Below are 17,725 nucleotides of genomic sequence, written 5' to 3'. Positions count from 1 at the left end.
GCATGGCGGGAGTCGGACAGTGGTGGACGTCCAGGGCACGGTGGCGGACGGTTTCGGACCGGTCCGGGACGCCTTCGCGGCGAACTTCACCCGGCACGGGGAGCGCGGCGCGGCCGTGGTTCTCTACCGGGAGGGCGAGAAGGTCGTCGATCTGTGGGGCGGTACGAAGACGCCCGACGGCGCCGATGACTACGACGGCGGCGAGGGTTCCGACGGCGGCGAGGGGCCCGACGGCCGCGAGGAGTCCAAGGGCGGCCATGAGCCCTGGACCCAGGACACCGCCCAGGTCGTCCGGTCGGTGACCAAGGGCGTCGCCGCCGCCGTTCCGCTGCTGCTGCATCAGCGCGGCCAGCTGGACCTGGACGGCCGGGTCAGCGCCTATTGGCCGGAGTTCAAGGCGGCCGGCAAGGAGCGGGTGCTGGTGCGCCATCTGCTCGCGCACCGCACCGGCGTGCCCGTTCTCGACACCCCGCTCACCCCCGACCAGGCCGTCGACGGCATATCCGGGCCGCTGGCCGTCGCCGCCCAGCGCCCCGTATGGGAGCCCGGTACGGCACACGGCTACCACGCCCAGACGTACAGCTGGCTGCTGGGCGAGCTGGTGCGCAGGGTCACCGGGCGGACCATCGGACGGTGGATCGCCGAGGAGATCGCCCGGCCGCTGGGGCTGGACCTGTGGCTCGGGCTGCCCGAGGAGCAGCGCGGCCGGGTCGGCCGGATCGCGGCGGTGGAGCCGCCGGCCGCGCCCGCCTCCGCGGGGCCGCGGCTGCGCCCCAAGCGGTCGGTCGCCGAGGCGTATCGGGATCCGGAGTCGCTGACCCGGCGGGCGTTCGCCGCGATCACCCCGGTGCCGGACGAGAACGACCCCGCGTATCTCGCCGCCGAGTTGCCCGCCTCGGGCGGGGTCGCGACCGCCGAGGCGCTGGCCCGCTTCTACGCGGCGCTGATCGGCCCGCTGCCCTCGGCCCGTACGGTCCGCTCGGGGGGCAGGCTGTTCGCCCCGGCGACGCTGACGATGGCCCGTACCGAGGAGTCCGCGGGTCCGGACCAGGTCCTGGTCGTCGGCACCCGCTTCGGCCTCGGCTATATGCTGCACGGCCCGGCCTGCCCGCTGCTGGGGCCGGGCTCCTTCGGCCACCCGGGGCGCGGGGGCTCGCTCGCCTTCGCCGACCCGGAGGCGCGCATCGGCTTCGCCTACGTCACCAACGGTATGCGGCGCGGTGTCACCGCGGATCCGCGTGCGCAGGCGCTGGTGCGCGCGGTACGGACCAGCCTCGCGACACTGGAGGCGTAAAGGGCGCCGGAGACCGCGGATGCGGCGGGGCGGCCCGGAGGGGCCCGGCTGGGGTCGACGAGCCGACCGGGCCCGACATCCGCCGAGGCAGCGGATCCGGTCACCCCCGCCGCAACGTCACCTCACCGGCACCGCACGGGGCATCACCGCACCGGCGCCGTCACCGACCGGGGGTCGAAGCCGAAGGGGAGCTCCAGCCGGTGCTCGCGCATCAGCTCCTCGTCGCACAGCAGCTCCTGCGTTCCGCCGTCCGCCGCGATCACCCCGCCGCTGAGCACCACCGAGCGCGGGCACAGCTCCAGCGCGTACGGCAGATCGTGGGTGACCATCAGCACGGTCACCTCCAGGGACCGCAGGATGTCGGCGAGTTCGCGGCGTGAGGCCGGGTCGAGGTTGGACGAGGGCTCGTCCAGGACGAGGATCTCCGGCTCCATGGCCAGTACGGTCGCCACGGCCACCCGCCGCCGCTGCCCGAACGAGAGGTGGTGGGGCGGCCGGTCGGCGAACTCCGCCATCCCGACCCGCTCCAGCGCGCGGCGCACCCGCTCCTCCAGCTCCGCGCCCCGCAGCCCGGCCGCGGCCGGCCCGAAGGCCACATCCTCGCGCACGGTCGGCATGAACAGCTGGTCGTCCGGGTCCTGGAAGACGATGCCCACCCGACGGCGGATCTCGGCCAGATGCGTCTTGGCCACGGGCAGCCCCGCGACCGTGACCGTCCCGGCGCCCGCGGTGAGGATGCCGTTGAGGTGCAGTACGAGAGTGGTCTTGCCCGCGCCGTTGGGGCCGAGCAGCGCCACCCGCTCCCCGCGGGCCACGGTCAGATCGACCCCGAAGAGGGCCTGATGGCCGTCGGGGTACGCGTAGGCCAGACCGGACACCTGGAGGGACGGCGGGGTGGTGGCGGGGTCGGTCATGGGAGCATCCATCCGGTCAGGCAGACCACCAGCGCGGTCAGCGGGAGGGCGGCGGCATACAGCCACTGGGCACGGGACGCCGTCACATCGTCGATCACCGGCATGGTGCCCGTATAGCCCCGGCTGACCATCGCCAGGTGGACCCGTTCGCCGCGCTCGTAGGAGCGGATGAACAGCGCCCCCGCCGAGGAGGCGAGCACACCCCAGTGCCGCACCCCGCGCGCCTCGAAGCCGCGCGACTGACGGGCGATCCGCATCCGGCGCATCTCATCGGAGATGACGTCCCCGTAGCGGATCATGAACGAGGCGATCTGCACCAGCAGCGAGGGCATCCGCAGCCGCTCAAGCCCCAGCAGCAGGGCGCGCAGCTCGGTCGTGGACGCCAGGAGGACGGAGGCGGCGACGCCGAGGGTGCCCTTGGCGAGGATGTTCCAGGCGCTCCACAGCCCGGACTCGCTGAGCGACATCCCCAGCGCCTCCACCCGCGGGCCCTCCGCGATGAACGGCATCAGCACGGCGAAGGCCACGAACGGGATCTCGATCAGCAGCCGCCGCAGCACATACCCGGCCGGTATCCGGGCCACCGCCACCACCCCGGCCAGCAGCACCGCGTACGCCCCGAAGGCCCAGACGGCCTCGCGGGGCGTGGAGACGACGACCAGGACGAAGCAGAAGACCGCTGCGATCTTGCAGTGCGGAGGGAGGGCGTGGACGGGCGACCGGCCCTCCCGGTAGAGCTTGTGCGCGTGTCCCGCGCCCATCGTCAGACTCTCCCGCTCTCGGCCGTCGCCCTGCGCCGCCGTACGACGATGAAGACCCCGGAGCCGACGGCGAGCGTGGCTCCCACCCCGATCACCCCGGCGAGCCCGCCGGAGATCCGGGCGTCGGAGATGTCCTTGACGCCGTAGTCGGCGAGCGGCGAGTCCTTGGCGGCGTGGTCCTCCTCCTTCTGGTCGATCCCCTTGTCATGGGCGACCTTCTCCAGCCCGTCGGGGCTCGCGGAGGCGTAGAAGCTGACGACCCCGGCGCACAGCAGCGCGGCCGCGAGCCCGGCCCACCACACATGCCGCGCCGACCGCCGCGGCGCGGCGACGGGCTCGGGGGTCCGGGATGCCGCCGCCGTGGGTTCGGCAGTCGTGGGTTCTGCCGTCGCGGGTTCTGCCGTCGTGGGTCCGGCCGTCGCGGGTTCGGCCGTCGCGGGTTCGGCCGCCGGGGCCTCGGCTCGGGCCACCGCCCCCGGGGCGGCCGGGGCCAGCGGGCTGTCGCGGATCTCCAGCGGACGCGCCGTCACCCCGCGCGCTCCGTACACCAGATCCGGCCGTACGGCCACGACGGCGCCGACCGTCAGCGCGGTGATCGCCGCCTCGCCGATGCCGATCAGCACATGCACACCGACCATCGCCGTGAAGACCTTGCCGATCGACACGTCCGCCGTACCGCCGAGCGCGTAGATCGCGGTGAACGCGATGGCCGCGGCCGGTACGGAGATCAGTGCCGCCACGAAGGACGCGACGGTGACCGTACGGCGTCGGTGCGGGGCCAGCTTCACGATCGTACGGAAGATCGCGTACGCCACGACCGTGGTGACCACGGCCATGTCCGTGATGTTGACGCCGAGCGCGGTGAGACCGCCGTCCGCGAACAGGACGCCCTGCATCAGCAGCACCACGGAGACGCACAACACCCCCGTATACGGCCCCACGAGTATCGCTGCCAGCGCCCCGCCCAGCAGATGCCCGCTGGTCCCCGCGGCAACGGGGAAGTTCAGCATCTGCACGGCGAAGATGAACGCCGCCACCAGCCCGGCCAGTGGCGCGGTCCGCTCGTCGAGCTCCCGCCGGGCACCGCGCAAACTGACCGCGACGGCCCCCGCGGCGACCACACCGGTGGCCACCGACACCGGCGCGTCTATGAATCCGTCGGGCACATGCATGGCAGGGCTCCGCTCCTGAGCTGCGACTATCGGCCCGATGGTAGCCCGTACCTGCAAGTCGTTCGCAAGAGCGCCTACGCCGCGAATCGGATTCCCGTACGGAGTCGCCGCTACGATTCCCGTACGGAGTCGCCGCTACGCGACTCGGGGCAGCCCGGTGGGCAGCGTGGCGTCGAGCCAGTCGAACATGACCTGGTGGGCCCGCCCCATCGCGCCCATGTGGCAGTGCTCACCGGCCCCTTCGGCCTCCGTGAGGGTGACGAGGCGGGTGGGGGCGTTGGTGAGGGCCTTCTCGACCTCGGCCGCCTGGCCCTTGAAGAACTGGTCGTTCTCTGCGTCCATGATCAGCGTGGGGGCCGTGATGCGGTCGGCGCTGTCGGCCAGGGTGTAGCGGCGGGACATGCGGACGAGGTCGGCGAACGATGCGGCCCCCATGGCCCAGACGCCGTTGCGCAGCGCCCAGCGCACCTGGGTGCCGGCCGTGGCCAGCATCGCCATGACCGGGTTGGCGACGTCGTCGCGCTCCTCCTCGATCCACCGGTACAGCGCGGGCGGGAGCATCCGCTCGAAGGCGGCGTGGAAGTCGTGGACGCCGTCGTCGAGGATCAGCGCGGCGATGCGGCGGTCGAATGCCGCGCCGCGTGCGACGAGATAGCCACCCAGGCTGTAGCCGAACAGGGCGATCTTGTCGTCGGCGATCTCGGGACGGCCCAGCGCGTAGTCGATCACGGGCACCGTCACGGCCTCCCAGTCAGGGCGGAAGACCAGCCGCTGCTCGCGCAGCGCGGCGCCCTGCCCCGGGCCGTCGAAGGCCAGGACGTTGTAGCCGCGCCGCAGTGCGGCGGCCGCGATGGCGAAATAGGACTCCTCCAGGGTGGAGTCGTAGCCGCTGGTGTAGACGACGGTCGGGCGGGGGGTGCCGGAGTCGTCGACCAGGAAGAGATAACCGGGCAGCGTGGTGTTCTCGTAGGGAATGGCCACGGCCTCCACGGGGGTGTCGAAGAGCCCGGTGGCGGCCGCGAAGGTGTCGCGCGAGCGGGAGGAGAGCAGGGCGACCTCCTGGTCGGTGGCGGGGTTCTCGCGCAGGAAGAACTCGGCCGTGCGGTAGTAGTTCGACGCCCGCAGCAGCGCCTCGCGGGCGCTCACCCGGTGCCCGTCGGCCAGCGACTGCCGCCCGATGGCCTCGACCCGCTCGGCGGTCGCCTTCCATGCCCGGTGCCAGCCCTCCTCGTCGCCCTCCGCGATGTTCCGGGCGGTGGCGATGACTTCGCCCAGGTCGGCGCCGCCGTAGTTGGCGAACCCGGCCGCGCGCAGCGCTTCGAAGGAGAAGGACTCATCGTCGAAGAGGAACTTCATGAGATCACCTCCAGCCGATACGGAACCGTTCCGTATCGACAGAGTCGACCGTACTCCTGGCGACAGTCGAGACGCAACCGTTCCGTCTCGCGTACGATCGCCTCATGGACACCAATATCGGCGCACCCGCCGGCAAGCGCCCGCCCGGCGGCCCCGTCCTCCAGGGAGATCTGACGCGGGCCCTGGAGGCCGCCTTCTTCGAGGAACTCGCCGCGGTCGGCTACGGGAAGTTGTCCATCGAGGCCGTCGCGCGCCGGGCGGGCGCCGGCAAGGCCGCCGTCTACCGCCGCTGGCCCTCGAAGCAGGCCATGACCATCGAACTCACCGCGAGGGCCGCGACGGCGTTCGTACGCGCCCCCGACCGGGGAAGCCTGCGGGAGGACGTCGCCCAGTTCGTCCGCGACACCATGGCCGCCCTGAGCCACCCCCTGGCCTCCCGCATCGTTCCCGATCTGCTGGCCGAGGGATCGCGCAACGCCGAACTCGCCGACGCCCTGCTGACGGGCATTCGCGACCCCCGGCGCGAGAACGTCGCCCAGATCCTGCAACGGGCCGTCGAGCGCGGTGAGTTGCCCGAGGACACCGACCTCGAACTCTGTCTGGACTTCCTGGTCAGCCCGACGTACTGGCGGCTGGCCGTGATCAGGACCCCCGTGGACGACGACTACGCCGAACGCCTTACCGACAAGATCATCGCCGCGCTGAAGGCGTGAGGCTGGAGCTCACCACCCGACGCGGTGGTGACGCGGCGGAAGCCTGAACGCGCCGACGGCGGCCTTCCGGGATCGGAAGGCCGCCGTCGGGCCCGAAGCGTGACTCCGGGTGTCAGACGCGGATCAGACGCGAGTCAGCTCCGCGTCGGGGTCGGAGTCCCGGTCGCGCCGCTGGGTCGCGGGGTCCGATTCGAGCTGCTTGCGCAGCCCCTCGCCCTCCACGTCCACATTGGGCAGCGCCCTGTCCAGCCAGCGCGGAAGCCACCAGGCCGACTTGCCGAGGAGCGCCAGAACCGCCGGGACGATGGCCATGCGCACCACGAAGGCGTCGAAGAGAACGGCGGTGGCGAGGCCGAAGCCGATCATCTTGATCATCGACTCGGACGAGCCGATGAATCCGGCGAAGACGCTGATCATGATGACCGCGGCCGCGGTGACCACCCGGGCGCCGTGCCGGAAGCCGGTGACGATGGCCTGGCCGGGGCGCTCGCCATGGACGAACGCCTCCCGCATCCGGGTCACCAGGAAGACCTCGTAGTCCATCGCCAGACCGAACACCACACCGATCATGAAGATCGGCATCATGCTCATGATCGGGCCGGTCTCCTCGACGCCGAACAGATCCGACAGCCAGCCCCACTGGAAGACCGCGACCACCGCGCCGAGCGCGGCGACGACGGAGAGCAGGAAGCCGAGCGCCGCCTTGAGCGGGACCAGCACGGACCGGAAGACGACCATCAGCAGCAGGAAGGCCAGTCCGACGACAAGCACCAGATAGGGCACCAGCGCGTCGTTGAGCTTCTGCGAGATGTCGATGTTCATCGCCGTCTGGCCGGTCACCAGCACCTCGGCACCGGTGTCGGACTTGAAGCCGCTCGCCTCGTCCCGGATGTCACCGACCAGGTTCTCGGTGTCGATGCTGCTCGGCTTGTACTTGGAGATGACGCTGAGCGTCGCGGTGTCACCGGCCCTGTTGAACGTGGCCGGGCTGACCGCCGCCACCCCGTCCAGACCGGTGATGGTCTTGCGGACCCGCTCGGCCGCGCCCCTGGCGTCATCGCTGCCCTTGGCGTCGACGACCACCATCAGCGGACCATTGGAGCCGGGGCCGAAGCCCTCGGAGATCATGTCGTACGCCTGGCGCTTCTGGCTGCTGACCGGCTGCGAACCGTCGTCCGGCAGACCGAGTTCCAGGCTGACGGCGGGCACGGCGGCCGCACCGAGGCCGAGCACGGCCACCAGGAGCACCATCAGCGGGCGACGCAGCACGAAGCGGGCCCAGCGGGTGCCCATGTTGGGCTTCTCCTCGGAGGTCTGCGAGCCGCCCGCGGCGGCCGCCGCCGCGCGCTCCTCAAGCCGCCGGCGCGCCCTGCGCCCGAACACCCGCTTGCCCGCGAAGCCCAGCACCGCCGGGATGAGGCTGATCGCGATGAGGACGGCTATGACGACCGTACCGGCCGCGGCGAAGCCCATCTTGGTCAGCATCGGGATGTTGACGACGGCGAGGCCGACCAGCGCGATGACCACCGTGAGGCCGGCGAAGACGACCGCGGAGCCCGCGGTGCCCACGGCACGTCCGGCGGCTTCCTCCCGGTCCCGTCCCTCCATCAGCTCCGCGCGGTAGCGGGAGACGATGAAGAGCGCGTAGTCGATGCCGACCGCGAGGCCGATCATCATCGCCAGCGTGGAGGTGGTGGTGGACAGCCCCAGCGTGGTGGCCAGCGCGGTGATCGACGAGATGCCGATGCCGACGCCGATGAGCGCGGTGAGCAGCGGCAGTCCGGCAGCGACCAGCGAGCCGAAGGTGATGGCGAGCACGACCGCGGAGATCGCGATGCCGATGATCTCGGTGGAGCCGGTCTCGGGCATCTCCTGGAGCGCGTCACCCCCGATCTGCACCGTCAGACCCGACTTCTCGGCCTTCTCCCCCGCTTCCTTCAGACCGTCCTTCGCGGCGTCCTTCAGCTCCATGGCGTTGACCTTGTAGCTGGTCAGGATGTACGCCGTGGAGCCGTCCTTGCTGACGGCGTGGGCCTGGTACGGGTCGGCGACCGAGGCGATCTGCGGAGAGCCGGCCTGGAGCTCGGCGACGGTCTTGGTGACCACCGCCTTGTTCGCCGGGTCGGTCATCTTCTCACCGCTCGGGGCGCGGAAGACCACACGGGCGGTGGCGCCGTCCGCGTTCCCCCCCGGGAACCGCTGCTCCAGCAGGTCGAATGCCTTCTGGGCCTCGGTGCCGGGGATGGAGAAGCTGTCGTTGGCGGGCTGGGAGGCGGTGGCGGCGCCGACGCCCGCGACCGCGAGCAGCGCCACCCATATCAGGGCGACGAAGCCGCGTCGCCGGAAGGCGAATCGGCCGAGTTTATAGAGGAAGGTGGCCACGAGAAGGGGTGCTCCCGTCGGTTGTATGGCACTGGGCAGGGATGGGTGACCGAACCGGCGACGAGAGCGGCGCGCCGGCCGGGGCCTTATGCGGTTGTGCGGGGATCAGGGAGTGGGGGGTGGTGAGGAGAGGGAAGGGCTATGCGGCGCCGAGCGCGGGGAGGATCACGGCGTCGATGTACTCCAGGAGATACGTCTGGTCCGGCTGCCGGCCCTCGACGAGCGGTCGGGCGATGAACGCGCCGCACACCATGTGCACGACGTAGTTCAAGGCGGGCCGGTCCGGGGCGATTTCGCCCCGGTCGACGGCGCGCCTCAGCAGCACATTGAGCGCGTCGATCTCGGGGTAGATCAACAACTCTCGCAGGGCCTCGTGAAGGTCCGGATTGTCGTGACTTGCGTGGGCGAGTCCCCTCATCAGGCCGGAGTCCCGCTCATGGGCTTGCTCCGAACACCGCACGATCTCCCGCAGATCACCGCGGAGCGATCCGGTGTCGATACCCTCGAGCAGAACGGGCTTGGTATGGCGCAGCGCGGTCGCGACCAGCTGCGGCTTGCCTTTCCACTGGCGGTAGAGCGTGGCCTTGCTGGATCGCGTACGGGCCGCGACGGCGTCCATCGTCAGACCGTCGTATCCGACCTCGCCGAGCAGCTCCAGCACCGCCTCGTGCAACTCCCGCTCACGCTCCGGGGAGAGCCTGCTGCGGCGCACCCGGGCGGTGTCCCGGTCCTCCGTCGGCCGGTCCGTGGTCCGCATGGGCACGTCGCCTCCCTCCGAACGAAACGGTTTCGTACTCCTCCAGCATACGCCCGGCGCTATCGAAACTAGGCCGTTTCGCTCGTGGTCTCGGTCACACAACCGAGTTGCTCCGAATGGCGTAGCCCGAAAACATAGGTGGGTGGAGCCTTACGCATGCGACGACGACCTGGCGTACCTGCGATTTCCGCATCTGCACGGCGACTTGCTGTGCTTCGCGGCCGAGGACGATCTGTGGGTCGCCCCGCTGACCGCGCCCGGTGGATCACCCGGGCGGGCCTGGCGGCTGACCGTGGACCGTACGCGCGTGGGCCCCGCCCGCTTCTCCCCCGACGGCTCACAGATCGCGTTCACCACCTGGCGCAGCCTCGACCCGGAGATCTATCTCGTCCCCGTGACCGGCGGCCGGGCCCGCCGGCTGACCTACTGGGGCAGTACGGACGCCCAGGTCTGCGGCTGGAGCCCGCCGGACCAGGACGGCGCCTCCCAGATCCTCGCGGTCTCCTCCCATGAGCAGCCGTTCTCACATTTCTCCTGGGCCTACAGCCTGCCCACCGACGGCAGCCCCGGCGGGCGGCTGCCCTGGGGGCCGGTGTCCGACATCGCCGTGGCCGACCTCGACGGTGAGCGCCGCACCCTGCTGCTGACCGGCAAACCGCCGCATGAGCCCGCCACCTGGAAGCGCTACCGGGGCGGGGCGACCGGCCGGCTGTGGCTGCACGGCACCCGGCTCATGGCGGAGCTGAACGGCCATCTGGACGCGGCGATGTTCGTCGGCGGCCGGATCGCCTTCCTCTCCGACCACGAGGGCATCGGCAACCTCTACTCCTGTCTGCCCGACGGCTCCGATCTGCGCCGCCACACCGACCACGCCGACTTCTACGCACGGCACGCCTCGACCGACGGCTCCCGCGTCGTCTACCAATGCGCGGGCGAGCTGTGGCTGGTGGACGACCTGGGCCCGGACGGCGAACCGCGCAAGCTGGACGTACGGCTGGGCGGGGCGCGGACCGGCCGGCGGCCCTACCAGGTGCCGGCCGCCTCGCACATCGACTCGCTGTCGGTGGACACCACGGGCCGGGGCAGCGCGGTGTGCGTCCGCTCCAGCCTGTATTGGCTCACCCACCGCGACGGCCCCGCCCGCACCCTCGCCGACACCCCGGGCGTCCGGGTGCGGCTGCCCGTGATGCTGGGCTCCACCGGCCGGGTCGCGTACCTCACCGACGCGGAGGGCGAGGACGCCATCGAGACAGCGCATCTGCCCCGGGCCGGCGACCCAGGCGAACCGCGCCGGCTGGCCGCCGGGCTGCTGGGGCGGGTGGGTGAGCTGGAGTCCTCACCGGACGGCGACCGGCTCGCGGTGGCCGCGGGCGACGGACGGCTGCTGCTGGTGGACACCTCCCCCGAGGGGGACGGCGAGGTCACCGAGCTGATCCGGTCGGACAACGGCCCGGTGGGCGACCTGGCCTTCTCCCCCGACTCGGCCTGGCTCGCCTGGTCCCACCCCGGAATAGGCCGCACCCTGCGCTCGATCAAGATCGCGCGGCTGGCCGACCGGACCATAGTGGAGGTGACCAACGGGCGGTTCGAGGACGAGGAGCCGGTCTTCACCAGCGACGGCCGCTATCTCGCCTTCCTCTCCTGGCGCGGCTTCGACCCCGTCTACGACGTGCACACCGGCGACCTCTCCTTCCCGCTGGGCTGCCGCCCCTATCTCGTACCGCTGTCCTCCGCCACCCCCTCGCCCTTCGCGCTCTCCCCCGAGGGGCGCCCGGCCGCCGGCGGGCTGGACCCGGACATCAGCGGGGGCGAGGGCGACGGCACGGTGACGGTCGAGGTGGAGGGGCTGGCCAGCCGGGTCACGGTCTTCCCGGTGTCCGCGTCCAAGTACTCCTCGCTGCGCCCGGTCAGCGGCGGCGGACTGGTGTGGCTGCGCTGGCCGATCTCGGGCGCGCTCGGCGAGACGTTCGCCAACCCGGCCGAGACCTCCGGCCGCCCCACCCTCGAACACTTCGACCTGGCCAAGGCCAAGCGGACCGAACTCACCAGCGACCTGGACTGGTTCGTGGTCAGCGGCGACGGCACCCGGCTGGTGGTCTACGACGACGGCGATCTGCGCGCGGTGCCCGCCACCGACACCGCCGACAGCGACTCCACCGTCCATATCGACATGCGGCGGATCCAGCACACCGCCGATCCGGCGGCCGAGTGGCGGCAGGCGTACGACGAGGCCGGGCGCATCACCCGGCACTTCTACTGGGACCCGGGGATGTGCGGTGTCGACTGGGACGGGGTGCTCGACCAGTACCGCCCGCTGGTCGAACGGGTCGCCTCGCCCGACGAGTTCGCCGATCTGCTCCGCGAGACCCTCGGCGAACTGGGCACCTCCCACGCCTACGTCAGCGCCGCGCGCCGCAACGAGGGACCGTCCCACTACCAGCGCCCCATCGGACTGCTCGGCGCCAACCTCATCCGCACCAAGGACGGCCGCTGGGCGGTGGCCCGCATCCTGCCCGGTGAGTCCTCCGACTCCCGGGCCCGCTCACCGCTGGCCGGTCTGGGCATCCGGGACGGCGCCGTCCTCACCCATGTCGACGGGCGTCCGGTGGACCCGGTGGCCGGTCCGTATCCCCTGCTGACCGCCGCGGGCGGCACGACGGTGGAGCTGACCTTCGAACCGCAGGACGGCGACGGGCCGCCGCGCCGGGTCGCGGTCTCCCCGCTGATCGACGACCGGCCGCTGCGCTATCAGGACTGGGTCGCCCAGCGCCGGGCCGTGGTGCGGGAGTTGAGCGGCGGGCGGTGCGGCTATCTCCACATCCCCGATATGGGCGGCTCCGGCTGGGCGCAGTTCAACCGCGATCTGCGCCGCGAGATGTCACTGCCCGCGCTGATCGTGGACGTCCGGGGCAACGCGGGCGGCAACATCAGCGAGTTGGTGGTGGAGAAGCTCACCCGCAAGGTCATGGGCTGGGACCTCACCCGCAACGCCCAGCCCGTGTCGTACTCGAGCAACGCGCCGCGTGGGCCGATCGTCGCCGTCGCCGACGAGATGACCTCCTCCGACGGCGACATGATCACCGCGGCCTTCAAGATCCAGGGCATCGGGCCGGTGGTGGGGCTGCGCACCTGGGGCGGGGTGGTCGGGATGACCGGCCGTCACCGCCTGGGCGACGGTACGTCGATCACGGTGCCGATGAACGCCGCGTGGTTCGACGCCTACGGCTGGAGCGTGGAGAACCACGGCGTGGAACCGGACATCGAGGCGCCGCGCTCCCCCGTGGACTGGGCGGAGGGCCGCCATCCGCAGCTGGGGGTCGCCGTCCGTACGGCGCTCGATCTGCTGGAACGGCACCCGGCCGCGGCTCCGCCGGACTACTCGGGCGTCCCCGATCTGCGCCGGCCCCAACTGCCGCCACGCGGGGGGAAATAGGCAGGCGGAAGCAGGCGGGCGGGGGCGGGCAGACGGAGGGCGGACGGGCGGAGGGCGGGTAGGCAGGGGCGGGCGCGGGGGCGTGTCCCCAAGGCCGGCCTTGGGACGCGCCCCCGCCCCGGCGGGTCACATCTCCTCGTAGGGCTCCTGGTCCATCATCTCGTCGCCCATGCCCTGCTGACGGCGCTCACGGCTCATCCGCTGGGACTCCCCGCGGTCCTCCGGTCCGCCCTGCCGACCACGGCGCTGCTCCTGCCCCGGCTCCCGGCGGGAGCGCTCCTCCATGCGCTCATCGGACTGCGTGCGGTCGCCGGACTGCATCTGCTGGCCCTCCTGCATCTGCTGGCCGCGGCGCTCCTGACCGCGTCCGCCCTGCGACTTCCGCTTGCCCTGCTGAGCCTTCTCGTTCGGCTGGTCCTTGGGGCCCATGTGTCACTCCTCATCGGATGAATGGCGTCGGGCCCGACAAGAGTTACATGCGGCGACTTTCGCCGCATTCCGGACCAGAGGAGTCGAAGAAAGCGCAGGTCAGCGCGGTTGACAGAGCGTTACTGGTGACGCTGGGTATCCGCGGTGTCCACTGCGCCCCCTCTCCCAGCCGTGCGCGCGCGCTCGTCCGCCGCGCCGCCTTCGCCCACCAGACCGCCCCGCTCCTTCCGGGTGGCCGCCAGCCGAGGTTCGGCACGGCGCATCTCGCGCTGCCCCACGGCGTGGATGAACATGGGCAGATAGCCGCGCACCGACTGCATACCGCGCAGCCACCACTGCGCGTACACATGCGCCGACCGGCGCTCTATGCCCGCCACCAGCCGGTCCACCGCCGGGCCCAGCGGATAGGTGCGGCCCGCGGGCCAGGGCAGCCGCTGCCGTAGCTCGCGCATCACCTCGTCCTGGTCGGCGCCGCGCACCATATCGGTGTCCGTCCAGCTCAGATAGCCCACACCGACCCGGACCCCACGGTGGCCCACCTCGGCCCGCAGACTGTGGGCGAACGCCTCGACACCGGACTTGGACGCGCAGTACGCCGTCATCATGGGCGCGGGCGCGATCGCGGCCAGCGAGGCGATCTGCAACAGATAGCCGCGGCTGGCGGTCAGCGCGGGCAGGAAGGCACGGGCCGTGGTGACGCTGCCCAGCAGATTGACCTCGATCACCCGCCGCCAGGCCGTCTCCTCGGAGTCGAGGAACGGACCGCCCTGGGCCACGCCCGCGTTGGCGCAGACGATGTCCACCGCGCCGAACCGCTCCACGACCTCCTCCGCCACCCGCGCCATCGCCTCGGCGTCGGTGACATCGGCGTACCAGTGGGCGGAGTCGGTGGGCAGCCGCTCCGAGACCCGCTTCAGCTCCTCGGGCTCCAGGCCCACCAGCGCGACCTTCGCACCGCGTGCGGAGAGCTTGCGGGCGAGCAGCTCGCCGACTCCCCGCGCCGCGCCCGTCACCACCGCGACCTGGCCCTGAAGGCTTCTGCGCGCACTCATGCCGTCTGCTCCTTCGCATGGGGTTTCTGAGTTGTCGAGGGGTGGGGCGCCAGGGACGTCCCGTGCTCCTCGACCAGACCGCGGATCACTCCGGTGACCGCCTCGGGGTCCTCCACCGGCGTCATATGGCCGAGCCCGGGGAGCTCGATGAGGCCGGTGCAGTGCGGCAGCGCGGCGGCCATGGCGTGGGCGTGCTCGAGCGGGGTGAGCCGATCGGCGGTGCCGGCGATGACGGCCGTGGGCATGGTCAGTTCACCGATGCGCGCGTCCAGTTCGAGATCCAGCAACACCCGGCCCCATCCGGCGCGCACGGCGCGGGGGCAGGCGTGCAGGATCCGCGCGCACACCTCCACCGTGGCCGGGTCGGCGCCCGGGCCCATCGTGGCGTACCGCACCAGCCGCTTGGAGAGCGGGGTGACCGGGCCCAGCGGGGCGCGTGAGCCGAGGAGCGCGCGGTGCGCCAGCGCCCGTGCCCGCGGCGGGCGCAGCGGCAGCACCCGCGCCCGGTCCACCAGCCGTGAGGCACCCGTGCTGCACAGCACCGCGGCGGCCGCGCGCTCACGCAGCACGGGGCGGTCGGCCGCGGCCATCAGCGTCATCCCGCCCATGGAGTGGCCCGCCAGCACGGCCCGCCGACCGGCCGGAAGAGCCGCTTCCACCACCGCCACCAGGTCGTCGGCCAGGGCGTGGGTGCTGTAGCCGCCGGGGCCGGGGGCCGGGCTGCGGCCATGGCCGCGCTGGTCGTAGACGATCACCCGGTGGTCTGCCGAGAGGGCGCGCACCACCGGCGCCCAGAAGGCCGTGGAGCAGGTCCATCCGTGCGCGAGCACGACGGCCGGGGCGTCCTCGGGGCCGTGCAGCTCCGTATGGACCCGGCTCCCGTCGGCCGAGACGGCCGTCAAGGTGCGCTCCGGGACGGGCGGTGCGTACGGCCCCGAGGAGGGCGGGGAAGGAAGCCGCCTCACCGCGATCCCCTCCCCGCACCGGCCGTGGACACGGTGGCCTTGACCGGGCCGGTGTGCGGCCGCAGTACCCGGTACTCGGCGAGGTCCACGCGCCGGGTGACCCTCCGCAGCTCGGTGGTCGTCCCGGGCCACAGCGTGGTGTTCCGGCCGTTGTCGAGGTACCAGCTGTCACAGCCGCCGGTGTTCCACACCGTGCGCCGCATCCGCTCCTGGACCATGTCGGTGTAGGCGCGCACCGCCGACGGCCGGGCGTCCAGCGCGACCTTGCCGCCCAGGGTGTCCAACTGGCGCAGATAGTCGGCCATATAGGCCAGCTGTGCCTCTATGACGAGGATCATCGAGCTGTTCCCGAGGCCGGTGTTGGGCCCGATGATGGTCAGGAAGTTGGGGAAGCCCGCCGGAGTGGTGCCGCGCAGCGCCTCCATCCCGTCCTTCCACTCCTCCGCGAGCGTCGTCCCGCGCGCCCCGGTCACCCGGTGGGCTATGGGGACATCGGTCACATGGAAGCCGGTGCCGAAGATGATCACGTCGGCCTCGGCCTCGGTGCCGTCGGAACCGACGAGGGTGGAGCCGCGCACCTCCTTCAGCCCGGCCGGAACCACGTCCACATGCGGCTGGGCGAGCGCCGGATAGTAGTCGTTGGAGAGCAGGATGCGCTTGCAGCCGATGCGGTAGTCGGGCGTCAGCGCCGCCCGCAGCGCCGGGTCCTTGACGGCCCGTCGCATATGGGCACCGGCCAGCCGCTCGACGAACCGCATCTCGCCCGGCCGCTTGGTGAAGGCTCCGACCTGAAGCTCCCGGATGCCCCACAGCACCCCGCGGCGCAGCGCCCGGGTGGCCGGGACCTTCGTATGCAGCCATCGCTCGACGCCGCTGATCCGGCGGTCCATCCGGGGCAGCACCCAGGCCGGGGTGCGCTGGAAGAGGGTGAGCCGGCCGACCTCGCGCTCGATGGCGGGGACGATCTGTATGGCCGAGGCGCCGGTGCCGATCATCGCCACGCGCTTACCGCGGAGATCGACGGTGTGGTCCCAGCGCGCGGAGTGGAAGACGGCGCCGGGGAAGCCGTCGAGCCCCGGGATGTCCGGCATCCGGGGGTCGGCCAGCGGACCGGTGGCGCTGACCACGACATCGGCGGTCAGCGAGCCCCGCGCGGTCTCCACCTCCCAGTGCACCGCCCCGGAGTCCCAGCGCAGGGACCGCACCTCGGCACCGAAGCGGAGGTGCGGCCGCAGCCCGAAGGTGTCGGCGACCCGCTCCAGATACGCGCGGATATGCGGCTGACCGGAGAAGTTCCGGGGCCAGTCGGGGTTGGGCGCGAAGGAGAACGAATACAGATGTGACGGAACATCACAGGCACAGCCCGGATAGGTGTTGTCCCGCCAGGCCCCGCCGACCGCGTCCGCCCGCTCCAGCACCACGAAATCCGTGATGCCCGCGCGGCGCAGCCGCACCGCCGCTCCCAGCCCGCCGAATCCGGCGCCGATCACCGCCACCCGTACATGCTCATGCGTCAGCCCAGCCATGCCGCCGCCTCCCACGAACGCGAATACGACCGCGCCAGCAATCACTGGCACGATGGGAAGCGTAGGACAGGGATCTACCGAGCGGTAGGGGCTGTGGATAACGAAGTTACCGCCGGTCGCACCCGACCGGCCGCGGCCTTGGCTTCGGCATAGGCTTCCCCTGTGGCGAAGAGCGAAGCGGACGAGGTACGCGAGTACCGCATGGCGGAACTGGCCGAGAAGGCCGGGATCACCGTGCGCACCCTGCGCTTCTACCGGGAGCGCAAGCTGCTCCCAGCGCCGCGCCGCGAGGGCCGGATCGCCTGGTACAACGACCACCATCTGGCTCGGCTGCGGACGATCGCGGCGCTGCTGGAGCGCGGTCACACCCTCGGCGGCATCGCCGAGTTGCTCACCGCCTTCGAAAGCGGCCGCCGGGACGTGGGCGAGCTGCTCGGCATGCCGGGCGCGGCCGCCTCCTGGCCCGCGGAGACCCCGGTCCGGCTCGCCCCCGAGGTGCTCGCGGACTACTTCGAGGGAGAGGTCACCCCGGAGAACCTCATCACCTCCCTCGACCTCGGCTATCTGGCCGTCGACGGCGACGAGATCGTCCACCTCAGCCGCCGCCTGCTGGATGTCTCACACACCCTGGTCGAGCAGGGCGTCCCGCTGGCCGCCGTGCTCGCGGCGGCGCGCGAGGTGCGTGAGCATGTGGACGCGATCGCCGAGACCTTCGTCACACTGCTGCGCACCCATGTGCTGGCGGACGCCCAGGAGCGCGGCGAGGACATCGGAGAGACCGTGGAGCGGCTGCGGCCACTGGCCACGAGCGTGGTGGACGCCGAGCTGACGATGGCCATGAACCGCCGGATGCGGGCGGATCTGGGCGACGCGCCGCGGAGTCGGTGAACCCGGCCGAGTGAGCGTCAGCGAACGCGTGGGGCGGGTTGCGCCGTACGCGACAGGAACGCGCGGGGCCGGTTGCCCCGTAC

The 17,725-nt window shown here is 71.9% G+C and carries 14 protein-coding genes; 4 read left to right on the top strand and 10 right to left on the bottom strand.

What is annotated here, in order from left to right; all coding sequences use genetic code 11:
* Window positions 1-19: 19 nt before the first annotated feature.
* Complete coding sequence (locus NQU54_RS34390) at window positions 20-1,294, top strand: serine hydrolase domain-containing protein (RefSeq protein ID WP_257634452.1); 1,275 nt, start codon at window positions 20-22, stop codon at window positions 1,292-1,294.
* 143 nt (window positions 1,295-1,437) lie between these two features.
* Here the strand turns inward: NQU54_RS34390 and NQU54_RS34385 are convergent, their stop codons facing one another.
* The 4 genes from NQU54_RS34385 to NQU54_RS34370 form a co-directional block, all read right to left on the bottom strand.
* Window positions 1,438-2,208, bottom strand: a complete 771-nt coding sequence (locus NQU54_RS34385; RefSeq protein WP_257634451.1) for an energy-coupling factor ABC transporter ATP-binding protein — start codon at window positions 2,206-2,208, stop codon at window positions 1,438-1,440.
* Window positions 2,205-2,969, bottom strand: coding sequence for a cobalt ECF transporter T component CbiQ (gene cbiQ / locus NQU54_RS34380; protein WP_069864793.1), 765 nt, complete (start codon window positions 2,967-2,969; stop codon window positions 2,205-2,207). The genes NQU54_RS34385 and cbiQ overlap by 4 nt, the downstream gene beginning before the upstream one ends.
* 2 nt (window positions 2,970-2,971) lie before the next feature.
* Window positions 2,972-4,141 (bottom strand): energy-coupling factor ABC transporter permease, encoded by a 1,170-nt coding sequence (locus NQU54_RS34375; protein WP_257634450.1) that lies wholly within the window; start codon window positions 4,139-4,141, stop codon window positions 2,972-2,974.
* 135 nt (window positions 4,142-4,276) lie between these two features.
* A complete protein-coding gene (locus NQU54_RS34370) occupies window positions 4,277-5,497 on the bottom strand; it encodes an alpha/beta hydrolase family protein (protein WP_257634449.1) in 1,221 nt (406 codons plus the stop codon).
* A gap of 104 nt (window positions 5,498-5,601) precedes the next feature.
* Between NQU54_RS34370 and NQU54_RS34365 the strand changes: the two genes are divergently transcribed.
* Entirely contained in the window at window positions 5,602-6,210 is a 609-nt protein-coding gene (locus tag NQU54_RS34365; RefSeq protein ID WP_257634448.1) for a TetR-like C-terminal domain-containing protein, read from the top strand.
* A 123-nt stretch (window positions 6,211-6,333) separates the two neighbouring features.
* Here the strand turns inward: NQU54_RS34365 and NQU54_RS34360 are convergent, their stop codons facing one another.
* Together NQU54_RS34360 and NQU54_RS34355 are read right to left on the bottom strand one after the other, a co-directional pair.
* A complete protein-coding gene (locus tag NQU54_RS34360; protein WP_257634447.1) occupies window positions 6,334-8,592 on the bottom strand; it encodes an MMPL family transporter in 2,259 nt (752 codons plus the stop codon).
* Between the two features lie 139 nt (window positions 8,593-8,731).
* Entirely contained in the window at window positions 8,732-9,349 is a 618-nt protein-coding gene (locus NQU54_RS34355) for a TetR/AcrR family transcriptional regulator (protein WP_257634446.1), read from the bottom strand.
* Between the two features lie 142 nt (window positions 9,350-9,491).
* On the opposite strand from NQU54_RS34355, the gene NQU54_RS34350 reads away from it, so the two are divergent.
* Window positions 9,492-12,782, top strand: coding sequence for a S41 family peptidase (locus NQU54_RS34350; protein ID WP_257634445.1), 3,291 nt, complete (start codon window positions 9,492-9,494; stop codon window positions 12,780-12,782).
* Between the two features lie 126 nt (window positions 12,783-12,908).
* Here NQU54_RS34350 and NQU54_RS34345 read toward each other — a convergent pair whose 3' ends face one another.
* The 4 genes from NQU54_RS34345 to NQU54_RS34330 all read right to left on the bottom strand — a co-directional run bounded on the left by NQU54_RS34345 (window position 12,909) and on the right by NQU54_RS34330 (window position 16,754).
* A complete protein-coding gene (locus NQU54_RS34345; RefSeq protein WP_257634444.1) occupies window positions 12,909-13,211 on the bottom strand; it encodes a hypothetical protein in 303 nt (100 codons plus the stop codon).
* 119 nt (window positions 13,212-13,330) lie between these two features.
* A complete protein-coding gene (locus NQU54_RS34340) occupies window positions 13,331-14,263 on the bottom strand; it encodes an SDR family oxidoreductase (RefSeq protein WP_257634443.1) in 933 nt (310 codons plus the stop codon).
* A complete protein-coding gene (locus tag NQU54_RS34335; RefSeq protein WP_257634442.1) occupies window positions 14,260-15,228 on the bottom strand; it encodes an alpha/beta fold hydrolase in 969 nt (322 codons plus the stop codon). Before NQU54_RS34335 ends, NQU54_RS34340 begins: the two co-directional genes overlap by 4 nt.
* Complete coding sequence (locus NQU54_RS34330) at window positions 15,225-16,754, bottom strand: flavin-containing monooxygenase (protein ID WP_257634489.1); 1,530 nt, start codon at window positions 16,752-16,754, stop codon at window positions 15,225-15,227. The genes NQU54_RS34335 and NQU54_RS34330 overlap by 4 nt, the downstream gene beginning before the upstream one ends.
* Before the next feature lie 201 nt (window positions 16,755-16,955).
* Between NQU54_RS34330 and NQU54_RS34325 the strand changes: the two genes are divergently transcribed.
* Window positions 16,956-17,642: a MerR family transcriptional regulator gene (locus tag NQU54_RS34325; protein WP_257634488.1), complete on the top strand. Its 687-nt coding sequence runs from the start codon at window positions 16,956-16,958 to the stop codon at window positions 17,640-17,642.
* Window positions 17,643-17,725 lie beyond the last annotated feature (83 nt).

This window comes from Streptomyces malaysiensis subsp. samsunensis (assembly GCF_024519315.1).
GTDB lineage: Bacteria > Actinomycetota > Actinomycetes > Streptomycetales > Streptomycetaceae > Streptomyces > Streptomyces malaysiensis.
The sequence above is the reverse complement of the archived record's forward strand: the minus strand, read 5'-3'. Positions and strand labels throughout refer to the sequence as shown.